Below are 14,663 nucleotides of genomic sequence, written 5' to 3' on the forward strand. Positions count from 1 at the left end.
GCGCGTCACATCCAGATCGGCCCGTCAGATCGCAGGCCCCGCTTCTGATTCGAAGCGGACCGATTTGAACCGCGGAAAGTTCGATCCAGGCCGTTCGATACGGGTCAGGTGTTTGCGCGTAGCCCGCGGGCATCTCGCAAATCCGGGATCGGCGTGCTGGAAATCTGGAGCGGGCGAAGGGATTCGAACCCTCGACCCCGACCTTGGCAAGGTCGTGCTCTACCCCTGAGCTACACCCGCATCCGATAACAGGCAGCCGACTTTCGAGCTACCCGGAGCGCAGAGCTATGCCAAATGCGGCCTGCGAATGCAACAGCCAGATATCGCTGGCCGTTGCATCAAGTCCGCTCCTTTGCCGGGATAGCGGTCGCAAACATCGGAAATCCTGACTCCCGCCCCCACTTTGGCGGTCGTTATTGCGACGGAAACCGAGAAACAAGGGCGGAAATCCTGCTATATTCTCCGGGGACCGGCACCGGTTGCCCCGACGACCTTGTTCCACCGATTGCAAAATTTCCGCGCAGGGACCAATTAAGCGCTTGGGCGGTTGTAGAATCGGCCCATTCCGGAAGATCAGGCGAGGATCATGTGACTATAGTCGAGCAGGGCAGCGCGCCGCCACCGCAGGCATCGGATCTGATCAGGGAGACGACGACCCAGACCTTCATGAAGGACGTCGTCGAGGAATCGATGCGCCAGCCGGTGCTGGTCGATTTCTGGGCTCCCTGGTGCGGACCGTGTCGCCAACTCACCCCAAGCCTGGAAAAGGCCGTGCTCGCCGCCGGCGGCAAGATCAAGCTGGTGAAGATGAACATCGACCAGCATCCGGCCATCTTTCAGCAGCTTGCGGCACAGACCGGCAGCCAGTCGATCCCGGCGGTTTTTGCTTTTGTCGGCGGACGGCCGGTCGACTTCTTCATGGGCGCGGCGCCCGAGGCCCAGATCAGCGCCTTCATCGACAAGCTGACGCAGGGCGTGGCGGCGCCCGGCGCGCCGAATATCGAGGAAATCCTGCAGGAGGCGGAAGCCGCGCTCGCCGCCGACGATCCGGCCACCGCCGCTTCGATCTATGCCGAGGTCCTCGGTTTCGATGCCGCCAATCTTCCGGCGATCGCGGGGCTGGCGCGCTGCTACGCAACCACCGGCGCACTCGACAAGGCCAAGCAGACGCTCGAACTGGTGCCGGAATCCAAGCGCGGCGACGCCGCCGTGAAGGCGGTGCAGGCCATGATCGATCTCGCCGAGCAGGCGAATTCGCTTGGGCCCGTCGCCGAGCTTGAAGGAAAGGTCGCGGCTCATCCGCTCGACCATCAGGCGCGGTTCGATCTGGCGACGGCGCTGAACGCCAGCGGCAAGCGGAGCGAAGCCACCGGTCACCTGCTCGAAATTGTCAAACGCGACCGCAAATGGAACGATGACGCGGCCCGCAAGCTGCTCGTGCAGTTCTTCGAGGCGTGGGGCGGTACCGATGAAGCCACCGTCGAGGGACGCAAACGACTGTCGACGATCCTCTTTTCCTAGTGCTCCTGGCGTTTCCGCTTCCTTTGCGGCAGCAATACGCGCAGATATGAGGCCGGAAAGCCCCGCTCGATACCATCGGACCCGCCCATGCCTATCAATCTCGACTATCGCGGTCCCGGTGACCTTCCCGAAGTGATACCGGTGTTTCCGCTGCCCGGCGCGCTGTTGCTGCCGCGCGGGCAGATGCCGCTCAATATTTTCGAGATGCGTTATCTTGCAATGGTCGATGACGCGTTCCGCGACGGCCATCGCCTGATCGGCATGATCCAGCCCGACATCGCCCATTCGGCAAGCGAGGACAAGCCGAAGCTGTTCCAGGTCGGCTGCGCCGGGCGCATCACCCAGTTCGCCGAATCCGGCGACGGCCGTTACATCCTCGAACTCACCGGGGTGTCGCGGTTCAAGATCGTGGAAGAGCTGACGGTGCTGACGCCCTATCGCCAGTGCAAGGTGGATTTCTTCGCCTTTACCGACGATCTGACCGCGCGCAAGGGCGAGGACGAGGTCGACCGCAAGCGACTGCTCGAGGTGCTGAACGATTTTCTCAAGGTCAACAACCTGAAGGTGGACTGGAGCGGCATCGAGAACGCCCCGAACGAGGCGCTGGTCAACGCGCTGGCGATGATGTCGCCCTACGGGCCGCCGGAGAAGCAGGCGATGCTGGAGGCAGCCGACCTGAAAACACGCGCGGAAATCCTGATCGCCGTCACCGAAATGGATCTCGCAAAGAAGCGCACCAGCGGCGATCCTGGATTACAGTAGGCCAAGAACGTTCGTCCCAAACGAGCCGTCGCAACAGATATGGATGGACCATCTTTCGAAGAGATACGCATGACGACCTCCTCCTCCGACCGCCCCGAAGATACCGTCGACCCCAAGCTGCTGGAGGTTCTGGTCTGCCCGGTGACCAAGGGACCGCTGGAATTCGACGGGACGCGGCGGGAGTTGATTTCGCGTTCGGCCAAACTCGCCTACCCGATCCGCGACGGCATTCCGATCATGCTGCCGGAAGAGGCCCGGAAGCTCTGAGTGACGGCGACCGCTTGCGTCGCCGCAAGCGCGTCTCGCTTCATTGCACCACTTCGCCGTGCTGGGTGATGTCGAGGCCTTCACGTTCATTGTCTCCCGTGACCCGCAGGCCGATCACCGCCTTGACGGCGAGCAGGATGATCAGCGTGACGACGGCGTCGTACGCGACCGTGGCGAGGATACCGTAAATCTGGACGATCACCTGATGGGCGTTGCCGTCGATCAGCCCGGCGCCGGCCTTGTTGATGGCCGTGCGGGCGAACACGCCGGTGAGCAGCGCGCCGAGGATGCCGCCGACGCCGTGGACGCCGAAGGCATCGAGGCTGTCGTCATAGCCCATCATGTGCTTGAGACCCGTCGCGCCCCAGTAGCAGCCGACGCCGGCCGCCGCGCCGATCACCAGCGCGCCGCTCGGATCGACGAAACCGGAAGCCGGGGTGATGGCGACCAGACCGCCGACTGCGCCGGAGCAGATGCCGAGCACGCTCGGCTTGCCGCGCAGGCCCCACTCCACGGCCATCCAGGCCAGCGCGGCGGCCGCGGTCGCGATCTGGGTGACCGCCATCGCCATGCCGGCCTGTCCGCCCGCCGTCACCGCCGACCCGGCGTTGAAGCCGAACCAGCCGACCCACAGCAGCGACGCGCCGATCACGGTCAGCACCAGGTTATGCGGCGCCATGTTCTCGCTGCCGTAGCCCTTGCGCTTGCCGAGCACCAGCGCGCAGACGAGGCCGGCGACGCCGGCATTGATGTGAACCACGGTGCCGCCTGCGAAATCGAGCACGCCGAGACCGCCGAGAAAGCCGCCGCCCCAGACCCAGTGCGCGATCGGCGCATAGACCAGCAGCGACCACAGTCCCATGAACCACATCATCGCCGAGAACTTCATGCGATCGGCGAACGCGCCGCAGATCAGCGCCGGGGTGATGATCGCGAACGTCATCTGAAAGCACATGAACACCGATTCCGGAATCGTCGGCGCGGCGGCGGCGACGGAGTCGGTGCCCATGCCGACCAGCATCAGGCGCGAGATGCCGCCGAGAAAATTCGTGCCTTCGGTGAACGCGAAGCTGTAGCCGATCACCATCCACAGCACGGTGACGAGACAGGTGATGGCGAAACTCTGCATCACCGTGGCGAGCACGTTCTTCTTCCGCACCATGCCGCCGTAAAACAGAGCGAGGCCGGGGATCGTCATCATCAGCACCAGCGCGGTCGCGGTCAGCATCCACGCGGTGTCGCCCGAATCGATTTTGGACGGCATGGCCGCGGCAGGGGCGGCCGGCGCGGCGGTCTGGGCAACCGCAATATCAAAGGTCGCGAGACAGGCCGCGCACAACATCGCTGCAATGACCAATCCCGCGCGGGCCGGGCGTTCGAACCTCATGTGCTTTTCTCCTCATTGAGGGACGGTGGGGTGCGAGATCAGATCGCGTCGGCATCCAGCTCGCCGGTGCGAATGCGAAGCGCGTGCTCGAGATCGATGACGAAGATCTTGCCGTCGCCGATCCTGCCGGTCCGCGCGGTCGAGGCGATGGTTTCGACGACCGCGTCGACCAGGTCCGACTTGATCGCGACCTCGATCTTGATCTTCGGCAGGAAACTCACCGTGTATTCAGCGGCGCGATAGATTTCGGTATGGCCCTTCTGGCGGCCGTAGCCCTTGACCTCGGTCACGGTCAGGCCGTGCACGCCGATCGCGGTCAAGGCATCGCGAACCTCGTCGAGCTTGAAGGGCTTGATGATCGCCATAACAATTTTCATGGGTCCGGTTCCCGACTGGGCCCGGCTACAATGCCGGGCGGTCTCGGCTGAGGTCACCGCGCGGGAGGGGTCGCGGGGCGGCTTCAGCCGTGATCCATAGAATTCAAATGCCGTGCCAACCCGGCGTATTTGCCTAACATATTGTAAATTAAACGCTTTTCTGATCATCCGCCCGTCGGCGGCGAGAGGCGCGGGTACGTTCCGCTCAAAGCCTGCCCACATCTGCATAAAATAAAGGCAGAATCCGGCTTTCCGGATATTTTGCTTAAGAGACGGGCACCCCCGGCGGAGCCGAAAGGTTTGAGCCGTTTCATCCAATTCGGAAAAGGCCCGGTCCTGAAACCAGAACCGGGCCCAAAAACGCGACTCACAAAGCTGTCGTGCTATTGCAGCGCTTCGCCGTGCTGGGAAATATCGAGACCTTCCAGTTCGTTCTCACGCGAGACCCGCAGCGACACGAAAACGCCGACCAGCTTGAGGAGACCATAGGTCACCGCGCCCGACCAGAGCAGGGTGACGCCCACGCCGTAAAGCTGGAGCAGCAACTGGCGCGGATTGCCTTCCAGCAGGCCGGGCACGCCGCCGATCGAGGAGGTCGCAAACACCCCGAGCAGCAGGGTCCCGGTCAACCCGCCGATGCCGTGGACACCGAACACGTCGAGCGCATCGTCATAGCGGAAGCGATGCTTGAGGCTAGTGCAGGCCCAATAGCAGATCAGTCCGGCGACAATGCCGATGACGATGCCCTGCAGCGGCGTGACGAAGCCGGACGCCGGCGTGATCGTGCCGAGGCCTGCGACCGCGCCCGAGATCATGCCGAGCACGGACGGTTTGCGCCGCGTCGACCATTCGACCGCGCCCCATGTCAGCGCGCCGGCGCAGGCGGCGAGATGCGTGGCGATGATCGCCATCACCGCGCGCGAATTCGCGGCCAGCGCCGAGCCGCCGTTGAAGCCGAACCATCCGACCCACAGCAGTCCGGTGCCGACCACCGCCAGCGACAGATCATAAGGTGATAGATTCTCCGACCCGTAGCCGTGACGGTTGCCCAGAACTTTCGCGGCGACCAGCCCGCCGACGCCGGCGCTGAGATGCACCACCAGCCCGCCGGCGAAATCCTGCACGCCGGCCGCGCCGAGGAAGCCGCCGCCCCACACCCAGTGCACGAGCGGAACGTAGACAAAGACGAACCAGCCGACGGAAAACAGCAGATAGGCCGAGAAGCGCATCCGGTCGGCCACCGAGCCCGCCACCAGCGCCACGGTGATGATCGCGAAGGTCATCTGGTAAAGCATGAACAGCGCTTCGGGGATGGTCTTCGCCGCGGGATTGATCGCGTCCATGCTCATGCCGGCGAGAAACAGGCGGGCGGGCGATCCGAGCCACAACCCGTCGCCCGTGAACGCCAGCGGGTAACCGAACGCCACCCACAGAATCGAAATCATCGCGACCGCCGCGAGGCTTTGCGCCATCGTCGCCAGCACGTTCTTCTTGCGCACCATGCCGGAATAGAACAGCGCCAGCCCCGGGATCGTCATCATCAGCACGAAGGCGGTGGCGACGATCATCCAGGTGGTATCGGCCGCGCTGACCACGGGAGCCTCGCTCGCCGCGAATGCTGGCCCGCCTGCCGCTGCGAACATTACGCTTGCAAAGGCCGTCACGGCAGCGCGTGCCGGCCAACGTGAAGCTGCCCCCATTGTCGTTTCCCCGGCCTTCGCTTCCTTGGTTCGATCAAACAAGCCTTTTGTATCCCGGACGCGAAGCATCGCTTCGCCGAGACGGGATCGTCTCAAGCTCACCTTCGTTACGGTTCCGGCACAGTACGCCGCAAAGACCGGCGCGCTGCACAGCATCCACAGCATCCGGAGAGCGAACTCACATCGTCAGAGCGCGTCGCCGTCGGTCTCGCCCGTGCGGATGCGCAAGGCGTGATCGATCGGAAGCACGAAAATCTTGCCGTCGCCGATCTGACCGGTGTGCGCGGCCGCGGTGATGGCCTCCACGGTTTTGTCGGCAATATCCGACGGCACCGCGACCTCGATCCGCAGCTTGGGAAGAAAATTCACGACATACTCGGCGCCGCGATAGATCTCGGTATGGCCCTTCTGGCGGCCGTAGCCCTTGACCTCGGTCACGGTCATGCCATGCACGCCGAGCTCGGTCAGCGACTGGCGGACCTCCTCAAGTTTGAAGGGTTTGATGATGGCGACGACGAGTTTCATAATGGCTCATCCGCTCAGTGGACAATACGGTGATAACCGAATTCGCGCGGCCAAGTCTGACACCTTTCCATGCAAACCGCACAAAAAACTTGCAGATCGCACGGAAAACATGCGGGTTAGCCGCTGCGTGTGGCGCGTGGCAACCTAACCGGGTTCGCGTGAACTCCGTTCCCGTATTTCCCGACCAATGATCGTTCCGGCCGCAAAGGCCGGTGTATTCTCTTGGGGAGATTCATGCCGAACCGCTTGTGGTATTTTGTCTCGGGAAACACCCAGCAAGGCCCGTATTCCGACGACCAGTTGCAGGACTTCATCGCGCACGGAACGGTGAGGCCCGACACCTTGGTCTGGACCGAGGGCATGGCCGCCTGGCAGAGGGCCGGCGACGTTCCCGGCCTGCTGCCTGGCGGTTCGTCCGCTCCGCCGGTTTCGCCGACGCTGGCGCGTCCGGGTGAGGCGCTGGCCGACGGCGGCGACCATGCCGGCATTTCACTGGCGGCGGATTTCAGCATCTGGGCGCTGCTCGGGCGCAGCCTGATCCTCATCATCGGCTTTCTGCTGGTTGTTCCGGCGCCCTGGGCGGCCACCAGCTTCTACCGGTGGTTCATTTCTCAGGTGCGGGTGCCGCAGCGGCCCGATCTCGGCTTTGTCGGGCAACCGATGGACATCTGGTGGGTGTTCGTGCTGCTCGCGCTGTGCACGTATTCCGGCGTCACCGGAATTGCGCACATCCATCTCCTTCTGCTTCCGGTGCAGGCGTGGTTGTCGTGGATGACGGTGAAATGGATCGTGTCGAACATCAGTTCGAACGGACAGCCGCTTCGGCTTTCGTTCCGGGGCGAGGCGCTGCATTACGTCGGCTGGTACGTGCTGCTCAATATCTCTTTCATCACCATCATCGGCTGGGCCTGGGTCACGACGGCATGGACCCGCTGGATGTTCCGCAACGTCGCCGGCACCCGGCGCGCGATCATCTTCAACGCCAGCGGGCTGGAAATGTTGTGGCGGACTCTGGTGTTTGCGATCGGCTGCGCATTCATCATTCCGATCCCATGGGTCCTCGGCTGGTACGTGCGCTGGTACGTCTCGCAGATCGCGCTGGCGTCGCGGGCAACCTAGCTGCGCGTATTGCGGTCGCAAAAGCCGGCGTCCGCTTTTGCGGAATACGCGCCAGGGTCTGCTTCGACTGCGTTGAATCAGCCCCGCCGCTTGTCTTTATGTTTGAGCATGATCTTTTCCGAAAACCGGTTTCCACTTTTCGGGAATCATGCTCTAGCGCCGCTCGCGCAGCGAGCCTTCCTGCGCGACGGAGGCGACGAGCGTGCCGTCGCGCTTGAAGATCAGCCCGCGGGCGAGACCGCGTCCGCTCTGCGCGCTCGGCGAATCCTGCGCGTAGAGCAGCCATTCGTCGGCGCGGAACGGGCGGTGAAACCACATCGCGTGATCGAGCGAGGCCGCCATGATGCGTTCCTCGAATAACGTGCGGCCGTAGCGCGCCATCACCGCGTCCAATAGCGCGAAATCCGACGCATAGGCGAGCGCGCACATGTGCAGCGCCGGATCGTCGGGCAATTTCGCCGCGGCGCGAATCCAGACGTGAGTGCGGCCGTCGCCGATCTTCTCACCGAGATAGCGGCTGAACTCAACGGGCCGCAGGTCGATCGGCGGGTCGGATTCATAATAGCGACGAATGAACTCCGGCATCTCCTTGAACATCGGCTGCCTGGCGAACTCCTCCGGCGACAGGCTCTCCGGCGGCGGCACGTCGGGCATGGGGTCCTGATGATCGAACGCGCCCTCCTCCTCCACATGGAACGACACCATGATCGAGAAGATGGCGCGGCCGTGCTGGATCGCGGTGACGCGCCGCGTCGAATAGCTCTTGCCGTCGCGCAGCCGCTCCACCTCGTAGATGATCGGGACGGCGGGATCGCCGGGCAGGATGAAATAGCAATGCAGCGAGTGCGGCAGGCGCCCTTCGACGGTGCGGCAGGCCGCAACCATCGCCTGCCCGATCACCTGCCCGCCGAACACCCGCTGCCAGCTCGTCTTCGGGCTGTTGCCGCGGAACAGGTTTTCCTCGAGCGGCTCCAGATCGAGGATCGAGATCAGGTCGACCAGGCTTTTGGACATCGGGATGCCTTCAATTAGGACTCATTCGCCTCAATATTAATGCCGTCATTCCGGGATGCGCCCCCTTTGGGCGCAGGCCCGGAATCCATACTCCCGGTCGTGGTTATGGATTCCGGGTTCGCTCACAAAGAGTTCGCGCCCCGGAATGACAACCCGACAGATCCGCAGCTCACGAGCTCGCGTTTGGTGAACGTGTTTCGCCCGGCTATAGTGCCGGCGCAAGAAGGTCAGGCGTACCATGACGACACAACAGAGCATTGTCATCTGCGGCGGCGCGTTCGCAGGCCTGGCGCTGGCGCTGGCGCTGCGCCAGGGGCTGGGCGCGGAGGTCCCGATCGTGGTCGCCGACCCCATGCTGGCGAACCGGCCGAGCCGCGATCCGCGCGCCACCGCCATCGTCGCCGCATGCCGCCGCCTGTTCGAGGCGCTCGGGGTGTGGGACGAGGTCGCGGGCACCGCGCAGCCGATCCTCGACATGGTGGTGACGGATTCGAAGCTCGAGGACGCCACCCGCCCGGTGTTCCTGACCTTTGCCGGCAACGTCGAGCCCGGCGAGCCGTTCGCGCACATGGTCGAGAACCGTTACCTGATCGAGGCGCTGGCGACGCGCGCGCAAGCTGAAGGCGTCGACCTGCGCGCCACGGCGGTGACGGCGAACGAGGCGCGGCCCGGCGGCGTCACGGTCTCGCTCGCGGACGGCTCGACCATCGACGCCAGCCTGCTGGTCGCGGCCGACGGCGCGCGCTCGAAGCTGCGCGAGCGCGCCGGCATCGCCACCCACGGCTGGGACTACGATCAGTCCGGCATCGTCGTCACCGTCGGCCATGAGCGCGATCATCACGGCCGCGCCGAAGAACATTTTCTTCCCGCCGGCCCGTTCGCGATCCTGCCGCTGACCGGACGGCGCTCGTCGCTGGTGTGGACCGAGAAGCGCGCCGACGCCGCGCGCATCGTCGCGCTTGCGGAAGACGCATTTCACGCCGAGCTGGAGCAACGCTTCGGCCTGCAGCTCGGCGAGATCAAGGCGCTCGACAAGCCGCGCGCGTTTCCGCTTCAGTATTTCGTCGCGCGCTCGTTCATCGCCGAGCGGCTGGCGCTGGTCGGCGACGCCGCGCATGTGATCCACCCGATCGCGGGACAGGGCCTGAACCTCGGACTGAAGGACGTCGCCGCGCTGGCGGAAAGCGTGGTCGACGCGGTCAGGCTCGGCATCGATCCGGGGCAGGCCGACGTGCTCGAGCGTTATCAACGCTGGCGGCGCTTCGACACCATGGCGATGGGCTTCGCCACCAACACGCTCAACGTGCTGTTCTCGAACGAATCGACTCTGCTGCGCGGCGTGCGCGACCTCGGATTGGGATTGGTTGACCGCATGCCGCCCTTGAAGAACGCATTTATCCGCCAGGCGGCGGGCCTGACCGGCGAGGTGCCGCGGCTGTTGAAGGGCGAGGCGCTGTAGGGTGGTGAGATCGGCGTCCCCGCACACGCGGGAGCCTCATTCTTCGGCATCACTGTCTTGGGAGAAGAAACTGTCTTGGCAGGCGAATTCGATCGCGTTGTACGGATATCCCATCGCCGCGGCGACGTCGTTTCGGCATTCACAGACAAGCCCTCTACTCCGGGGAAATGGTTGCTGAACTCCGCTCAGAGAAGGGGTTTCGCAAAATCCTTAATGTACTGAACCCAAGAGTAGGATCATCTGGCAGTGTGATTTTCGTCCCCGGCTTTTACACTCTTCAAGAGCGCTTGCGCTGCGTCTTCTAGCTGGTGCTCTTCCCAAATTATGAAGGGGTCGTCTGGCCGCGCCAAAAGCCGTGTCATATGAATATTTGAGGGCTCTTTGGTCGGGTCTTTATTTTGAGTGTACTTTTCATAATAGTGGCGTCTGATATGCCAAGCCAACAAATCAGCAGCCTGCAGTGGATTGAAGTCCTGCTCATTCTCAAATTTGGGAAGTGGTGGACAGAATAAACGAAACTCCGGCGGAGTAACTTCAAGAAATCGTTTGTATTGCTCTACGAAGAGCGCTTTCGATTCGCCGCCTTGCGTATCAAAGATTAGATCGATCTGACCATTTTCTCCTAACTCTTTCGCAATGCGAACCAAGCGCACGATTATTCCAAAAAATGAAAAGAAATACGGTCGGTCTAGCGCGAGAGTTGAGAATTTGCCCTCAAATAGGCGTCGATATGGTTCAATCGGAACGACCGAGACAATCGCGTTAGTAACGTGACCGTTGATGACATCGATGAATTTGGTCAATCGGCCGTCACGTTGCTGGGGCGTCCAGCCGTAGAAGGGACTATTTCGGTTTTGAAGCAAATAAGCTTCGACCCCTTTCAGATGCGGGATAGGGTTGGGCTCCGGAATATCTAGGACCTCTTGCCAAGCATTGGAAAAGGCCTTCCATCGCGTCTTGGGAGCAATATGTCCGGCAAGCACAAAAACTGGGGAGCGGCCATCCCACCCGCTGTCATCAATGAACGCCTGAAGCATTAGCAATAACCGTCGGCTACGTCTGGGCTCCGAAAGTCCAGGTGCGGACGCGGGAACGTGAAAAATTCGCGACTCACTCCGCTGCCAGCAGCTTACCGAAAACCCGCCCTCCCGCCGATGGTTAATCGCGTCTTAACCTCGCCGCACCTATGGTACTCAACTGGCTTTCGTTCCGGCCCCAACGGTGGCCGAACGTCTTGAAAGTGTTGACGCTTAACCGATGGCAACCACCGCTTCATCGCGCGCGGCGCAAGGCGCCGGCAGCCCGGCTGGGTCGGCCGTGAGTCTGGCCGCGTCCACGACGCCCGGCGAGCGGTCTCCGTTCGCGCGGACGGCGGAGTTGCTTGCGCCCTGGCAGCCGGGGCAGCCCCTGATCCCGCTGTCGCTGGGCGAGCCGCAGCACCCGCCGCCGGACTTCGTCGGCGAGATATTGTCGCGGCATATCAACGAGTTCCGACGCTATCCGATGGCGCGGGGGATCGAGCCGTTCCGCCAGGCTGCCGCAGACTGGCTGTCGAGGCGCTTCGTGCTGCCACGCGCGCTCGATCCCGAGACCGAGATCCTGGTGCTGAACGGCAGCCGCGAGGGGCTGTTTTACGCTGCGATCGCCGCCGCCCGTTACGTGACACCGCGCAAGGGCGCGCCGGCGATCCTGATGCCGAACCCGTTCTATCCCGCCTATGGCGCCGGCGCCCGCGCCGCCAATTGCGAGACGGTCCTGCTGCCGGCGACGCGTGCAGGCGGATTTTTGCCCGACCTCGATTCGCTCGACGAGGCCACGCTGGCGCGAACCGTCGCGATCTATCTCGCCTCGCCCGCCAACCCGCAAGGCGCGGTGGCCTCGCGCGATTACTTTTCGCGACTGATCGCGCTGGCGCGCCGTTACGGCTTCCTGGTGTTCGCCGACGAATGCTACTCGGAAATCTACACGCGCAGCGCGCCCGGCAGCGCGCTGGAATGCGCGGGCGATGATTTCGCCAACGTCGTCGCGTTCCAGTCGCTGTCGAAACGCTCGAACCTGCCGGGGCTGCGCGTCGGCTTCGTCGCCGGAGACCGCAACTTCCTCGCCGCGTTTCACGAACTGCGCAACGTCGCGGCTCCCCAGGTGCCGGTGCCGCTGCAGCACGTCGCCGTCGCGGCCTATGGCGACGAGACGCATGTCGAGGAGAACCGCCGGCTCTACCGGCTCAAATTCGATCTCGCCGACGAGATCCTCGGCCATCGCTACGGCTATGCGAGGCCCGCCGGCGGCTTCTGCATCTGGCTGGATGTCTCCGCTTGCGGCGGCGACGAGGCTGCGACGGTGAAGCTCTACAGGCAGGCCGGCGTGCGCGTGATCCCCGGCAGCTACCTGTCGCGCCCGCAAGCCGACGGTTTGAATCCCGGCGCAGGCTATATCCGCCTGGCGCTGGTGGCGGACACTGAAACCACGGCCGAGGCGTTGCACCGGCTGGTCAAAACTCTCGGATAGTCGCGGGGGCCCATGAGCATGGCAGCGATCGAACGCCTCCTTCCCATCGTCGATCACCTACCGCCGTCGATCCGCGATGCGCTCGCGCGGCGCTTGCGTGAATTGACCGGGCTCGGCCTGATCGGATTGTCGGGCTCCACTGCTGCCGCGCTGATGACGTGGTCGGTGCAGGATCCGAGCCTCAGCCACGCCACCTCGCGCGCGATCCACAACGTCCTCGGCTATCCCGGCGCGATCGGCGCCGACCTGCTGATGCAGATTCTCGGCCTCGGCGCGATCATGCTGATCCTGCCGGTGGCGATCTGGGGCTGGCGGATGCTGACCCATCGCCCGTTCGATCGCGTGGCGACCCGGCTGGCCTGCTGGATCCTCTGCACTTGTGCTGCCGCCGGTTTCGCCAGTTGCTGGCCGCATAACGGCGCGTGGCCGTTGCCGACCGGACTGGGCGGCGTGGTCGGCGATGCGCTGGTGCGGGCGCCTGCGCTGCTGTTCGGCCCGGCGAGCGGGCTGCAACGCGTCGTGTTCGGCGCGATTTTCGCGTTCGTCATGATCGCGACATTTCTGTGGGCCGGCGGAATCCGATCGCAGGCGGCCGAAGAGACGCTCGCGATCGACGACGACGCGCCGTTCGACGACGGCGGCGATCACGCCTCGGTCTCGCTGGGCTGGCTGGTCCACGCACTGATGAGCGCGAAGGCTCGCCTGAAGCGCCTTCGGCTCGGGGCGCTTGCCGCGCTGGCCTACAAGTCGCTGGTGTCGAGCGCGCCGCGGAAGTCGGCGGCCCTGGCCTACGAGCGTCAGGAGCCGACCCTCGGCGGCGGCTCCTCTCCATCGCTGGCGCCGTCGCATGGCGGCATGGACGATGAGGACGAAGAGGACGAAGACGAGGAGGAAGAGGATGCTCCGGTCCGCGCGCCGCGACGGAAAGCCGCTTCGCGCGCGCCCGCAAAAAAATCCAGCAAGTTCGACCTGCCGTCGGTGAACGTCTTGAGCGCGCCGCGCGCCGCCGATCGCCAGCCGCTCAGCAAGTCCGAGCTGGAAACCAACTCGCGGGCGCTGGAAGGCGTGCTGCAGGACTTCGGCGTGCGCGGCGAAATCGTCAAAGCCAATCCGGGACCGGTGGTGACGCTGTACGAACTGGAGCCTGCGCCCGGCATCAAGTCGGCGCGCGTCATCGGCCTCGCCGACGATATCGCGCGCTCCATGAGCGCATTGTCGGCGCGCGTCGCGGTGGTCGCGGGCCGCAACGCCATCGGCATCGAACTGCCGAATGCGCATCGCGAAAAAGTGTACTTGCGCGAACTGCTCACCGCCAGGGAAGCCGTCGACTCCGTCGCCAAGCTGCCGCTCTGCCTCGGCAAGACCATCGGCGGCGATCCCGTCATCATCGATCTGGCGCGCACGCCGCACATGCTGATCGCCGGCACCACCGGCTCGGGCAAGTCGGTCGCGATCAACACCATGATCCTCAGCCTGCTGTACCGGCTGCGGCCCGACCAGTGCCGCCTCATCATGGTCGATCCGAAGATGCTCGAGCTCTCCGTCTATGACGGCATCCCGCATCTGCTGACGCCGGTCGTGACCGACCCGAAGAAGGCAGTGGTCGCGCTGAAGTGGGCCGTGCGTGAGATGGAAGAGCGCTACAAGAAGATGGCCAAGCTCGGCGTGCGCAACATCGACGGCTACAACGCGCGGCTCGTCGAAGCGAAGAAGAGCGGCGAGGAGCTGACGCGAACGGTGCACACCGGCTTCGACAAGGAAACCGGCAAGGCGATCTACGAGGACGAAAAGCTCGACCTCGAGCCGCTTCCCTTCATCGTCATCATCGTGGACGAAATGGCCGACCTGATGATGGTCGCCGGCAAGGACATCGAGGGCGCGGTGCAGCGGCTGGCGCAGATGGCGCGCGCCGCCGGACTGCATGTCATCCTCGCGACGCAGCGCCCGTCGGTCGACGTCATCACCGGCACCATCAAGGCCAACTTCCCGACCCGCATCTCCTTCCAGGTCACGTCAAAAATCGA

Annotated in this window: 12 protein-coding genes, 1 tRNA gene and 1 pseudogene; 7 read left to right on the plus strand and 7 right to left on the minus strand. The window is 64.0% G+C overall.

The genetic code is table 11. The features are described 5' to 3' along the window. Positions 1-165 precede the first annotated feature (165 nt). Positions 166-240 (minus strand) — tRNA-Gly (locus tag BGN91_RS03370). Positions 241-588: 348 nt separating this feature from the next. On the opposite strand from BGN91_RS03370, the gene BGN91_RS03375 reads away from it, so the two are divergent. The 3 genes from BGN91_RS03375 to BGN91_RS03385 all read left to right on the plus strand — a co-directional run bounded on the left by BGN91_RS03375 (position 589) and on the right by BGN91_RS03385 (position 2,550). After that, entirely contained in the window at positions 589-1,521 is a 933-nt protein-coding gene (locus tag BGN91_RS03375) for a co-chaperone YbbN (protein WP_292610545.1), read from the plus strand. Positions 1,522-1,608: 87 nt separating this feature from the next. Continuing rightward, entirely contained in the window at positions 1,609-2,283 is a 675-nt protein-coding gene (locus BGN91_RS03380; protein ID WP_292610546.1) for an LON peptidase substrate-binding domain-containing protein, read from the plus strand. A 69-nt stretch (positions 2,284-2,352) separates the two neighbouring features. Beyond that, the gene (locus BGN91_RS03385) at positions 2,353-2,550 is read left to right on the plus strand and encodes a Trm112 family protein (RefSeq protein ID WP_292610547.1); all 198 of its coding nucleotides are present in this window, start codon (positions 2,353-2,355) and stop codon (positions 2,548-2,550) included. A 40-nt stretch (positions 2,551-2,590) separates the two neighbouring features. Here BGN91_RS03385 and BGN91_RS03390 read toward each other — a convergent pair whose 3' ends face one another. From BGN91_RS03390 to BGN91_RS03405, 4 genes are all read right to left on the minus strand, one after another. Continuing rightward, positions 2,591-3,814 (minus strand): ammonium transporter, encoded by a 1,224-nt coding sequence (locus tag BGN91_RS03390; protein WP_292610557.1) that lies wholly within the window; start codon positions 3,812-3,814, stop codon positions 2,591-2,593. A gap of 161 nt (positions 3,815-3,975) precedes the next feature. Further along, positions 3,976-4,314: a P-II family nitrogen regulator gene (locus BGN91_RS03395; RefSeq protein WP_292610548.1), complete on the minus strand. Its 339-nt coding sequence runs from the start codon at positions 4,312-4,314 to the stop codon at positions 3,976-3,978. Between the two features lie 383 nt (positions 4,315-4,697). Then, positions 4,698-5,957: an ammonium transporter gene (locus BGN91_RS03400; protein ID WP_292610558.1), complete on the minus strand. Its 1,260-nt coding sequence runs from the start codon at positions 5,955-5,957 to the stop codon at positions 4,698-4,700. 243 nt (positions 5,958-6,200) lie between these two features. Next, positions 6,201-6,539 carry a P-II family nitrogen regulator gene (locus BGN91_RS03405; protein ID WP_292610549.1) on the minus strand — a complete coding sequence of 113 codons (339 nt, stop codon included), beginning with the start codon at positions 6,537-6,539 and terminating at the stop codon, positions 6,201-6,203. A gap of 234 nt (positions 6,540-6,773) precedes the next feature. Here BGN91_RS03405 and BGN91_RS03410 point away from each other — a divergent pair, with 234 nt between their 5' ends. Further along, positions 6,774-7,658, plus strand: a complete 885-nt coding sequence (locus BGN91_RS03410) for a DUF4339 domain-containing protein (protein ID WP_292610550.1) — start codon at positions 6,774-6,776, stop codon at positions 7,656-7,658. Between the two features lie 153 nt (positions 7,659-7,811). Here the strand turns inward: BGN91_RS03410 and tesB are convergent, their stop codons facing one another. After that, positions 7,812-8,672 carry an acyl-CoA thioesterase II gene (gene tesB / locus BGN91_RS03415; RefSeq protein WP_292610551.1) on the minus strand — a complete coding sequence of 287 codons (861 nt, stop codon included), beginning with the start codon at positions 8,670-8,672 and terminating at the stop codon, positions 7,812-7,814. Positions 8,673-8,892: 220 nt separating this feature from the next. Between tesB and BGN91_RS03420 the strand changes: the two are divergent. Next, positions 8,893-10,131 (plus strand): annotated as a pseudogene (locus BGN91_RS03420) (ubiquinone biosynthesis hydroxylase); the annotation flags it as partial. Positions 10,132-10,367: 236 nt separating this feature from the next. On the opposite strand, the gene BGN91_RS03425 reads toward BGN91_RS03420, so the two are convergent. Continuing rightward, entirely contained in the window at positions 10,368-11,168 is an 801-nt protein-coding gene (locus BGN91_RS03425; protein ID WP_292610552.1) for a DUF3800 domain-containing protein, read from the minus strand. Between the two features lie 220 nt (positions 11,169-11,388). On the opposite strand from BGN91_RS03425, the gene BGN91_RS03430 reads away from it, so the two are divergent. Both BGN91_RS03430 and BGN91_RS03435 read left to right on the plus strand, forming a co-directional pair. Continuing rightward, positions 11,389-12,639, plus strand: coding sequence for an aminotransferase class I/II-fold pyridoxal phosphate-dependent enzyme (locus tag BGN91_RS03430; RefSeq protein ID WP_292610553.1), 1,251 nt, complete (start codon positions 11,389-11,391; stop codon positions 12,637-12,639). A 12-nt stretch (positions 12,640-12,651) separates the two neighbouring features. Then, the coding region (locus BGN91_RS03435) for a DNA translocase FtsK (protein WP_292610554.1) at positions 12,652-14,663 on the plus strand (2,012 nt) is incomplete at its 3' end.

The organism is Nitrobacter sp. 62-13 (genome assembly GCF_001896955.1).
Classification (GTDB): Bacteria; Pseudomonadota; Alphaproteobacteria; order Rhizobiales; family Xanthobacteraceae; genus Nitrobacter.